Annotated in this window: 2 protein-coding genes; both read right to left on the bottom strand. The window is 32.2% G+C overall.

Features of this window, described 5'->3' with window-relative positions:
• Window positions 1–632 precede the first annotated feature (632 nt).
• Window positions 633–1,058: a regulatory YrvL family protein gene (locus WBS51_RS15050; RefSeq protein WP_294581050.1), complete on the bottom strand. Its 426-nt coding sequence runs from the start codon at window positions 1,056–1,058 to the stop codon at window positions 633–635.
• A 337-nt stretch (window positions 1,059–1,395) separates the two neighbouring features.
• Window positions 1,396–2,121 (bottom strand): helix-turn-helix domain-containing protein, encoded by a 726-nt coding sequence (locus tag WBS51_RS15045; RefSeq protein WP_016439646.1) that lies wholly within the window; start codon window positions 2,119–2,121, stop codon window positions 1,396–1,398.
• Window positions 2,122–2,490: the final 369 nt, after the last annotated feature.

The following is a 2,490-nucleotide window of genomic DNA, read 5'->3' as shown; positions in this document are numbered from 1 at the left end:
CGGGCTTTGCGAGTACCTGCCATAACCTATCCTCCATAATTGTAGTGAAATAATCTAAATATCTATCGACTACAATTATAGGTGAAACTTGAGGATTAGGAAATCCGCAGGAATATTTGACGCTTACTGTTTATGAGGTTTCTTCTACTTTTCCTGAAATTTCTCTGAACATGAAAAGAACGACCTGACAAAGGCTTTTCTGCCTTGTCTAAGGTCGTTCTTTTCATGTTTCTATTCTTTTTTCAGGTTATCCAACTTTGCCCTTGTCAGGATAGTGGAGTGTGCCTTGGAATACCCACACCACTATTTTTTGTCAAGCTACACACTGAAAAAATTAGATCCATTTTAGATCCAAAGGACATAAAACAACCCCGGAAATGCCCATTTTATCAGCATTTCCGGGGTTCTGTCCGTTATTCGAATTCGCAAAGTTCTATTTGCTTTGTGGTGCTTCCTCATTGTTTTAGTTTTGAAACCGTTCATTTTTGAACTGTTTTATATGTATTCGCTATGTTTTTATCTGATTGTATTGTCATTTTATTGTCAGTAATATGCTATACATTAAAATCAACTAATAGTCTTAAATACTATAGCATTCATAAAGCACTTCAATTCCCCTACAAGCTGAAATTTTATTTATCTTCTTGGTTATCCTTGAAATCATCCTTTCCTGGTAATGACAATAAGAAAGAAATAATAATAATAGAAACCGTTGTTGCAGAAACAGATGGCATACAATAATCTACTATTTTTAATCCAAAACTGGTAGCAATAGTGTCTAAAGTCAAATATAACATCAAAGCAGTTTTTTTGCTCATCCTTTCAAGTTCATACAGTGCTTTTGGCAAGGCTCCTGCTATCAGATTTAATGGAAAAGAGATTGCTGTAGCTACTATAAAGAATAAAACGATACTACCTACTGATTCATATTCAAAACCAAAAAGTCTCATTATAGCACCACTTATCATAGCAATAATTGAAAGGGCTATGATAAAAATAGTTCCACATATAATGAAAGTTGTAATCTTTTCTTTATTGTCACTCAAAAATTTTTTCAAGAAAAACCACCTCTCAGAAATATCTGTCGAATTAAAGTACAACTTCTAATTTTTCTCTAAGTTGATCAAGAAAGCCAATTCTCTTATTTTCATCAATTTTATATAAATTTACTTGTCCCATATACACCCTCATACATTTTCGTACATTATCATCTGCATACATTATACCATTTTATTCTTTAAAGTAACAATATGCTTCACAGTTATTTTCAAAATACTATGTTAATCTATTCCAGCTAAAACAAATAGCCCAAAAGCCCAAAGCTTACACTCTGAGCTATTTGTTCATAACTATTATACTACTATGAAAGCAACTGTTTATATGCACTCTAGCATTTTAATTATTTATTGCTTCCCAAAGTTCTAAAGCTTTATGAAGAATAGGCATAAGTTCTTCCTTTCGTTCGCTTAACAACTCATTTTCACGTTTTCTTTGTTCATCCGTCATATTTTCTGTTACATTCACTTGTTTTCCTTCCTGATCAATTTCAATCCGTCCCGGGTATAATGCTAATGTAATTTTTTTGTTCTCATCAATCATCAATGTAATATCTTGCTCTCCTTTTCGAGCAACTAAAACAAAATTCTTATTATCTAATTCGTATTTCCCAATAGCCTTTGGTTCCACCAAATAATCCACGCCATCTTCTGTCAAAGCATAATAGCCTTGATATTTTTCGATAAAATCTTCCGTCAACTCTTTTTCAAATCCAGCGTCTAGTACCTTATCATACATTTTATTATGTTGCACCGTACATACAGCCAGATATACTACTACGCAAATAACAATACTTAAAATAGATATTCCCACTCCCCAAAATACCTTTTTATATTTCTTATAACTATCGATTTTTTTCACCATTTGTATGTCCTCCTTTAACAACTTATCCAGCGAAATATTAAATTCATCACTGATTTGAATAATTGTTTGCAAATCTGGATAACTTTTCTCATGTTCCCAATTTGAAACTGTCTGCCTTGTTACATGAAATATTTTTGCAAAATCCTCCTGTGTCATTTTTCTTTCTTTTCTGATTTCGATAATCTTTTCACCGATGTTCATTTGCTTACCTCCTTTAGCCATATTATTACTCGCCTTTATGCCTGATGGCTAGCAATGCGGCTTTACCTATCCCAAAATATTACGCAAATTTCCTTTGCCATGCTGTTATTCAGGCTTTATATTACATAAAACATGCTATTTTTTCTTTTATTTCTAAGATATTATACATTATAGTTTCTTAACTTTCATTCTTGATTTTCTTTTTATAACCATATATTTCAAAAATAGACTAATCCAGAACCCGTCCTGAACTAGTATAACGAATATTAAATAATTGCTATATTAAATTGATACTGCTTCCTCTTCACTGATTTCATCCATTTTATACTTCCAGTGATAAACCACGGGTTCACGGTTCACTTCGTCAAA

Origin of the sequence: Blautia acetica (assembly GCF_038739805.1) — a bacterium.
In the GTDB taxonomy this organism is placed as follows: Bacteria; Bacillota; Clostridia; order Lachnospirales; family Lachnospiraceae; genus Blautia.
This window is presented reverse-complemented; position numbering and strand designations above follow the sequence as displayed.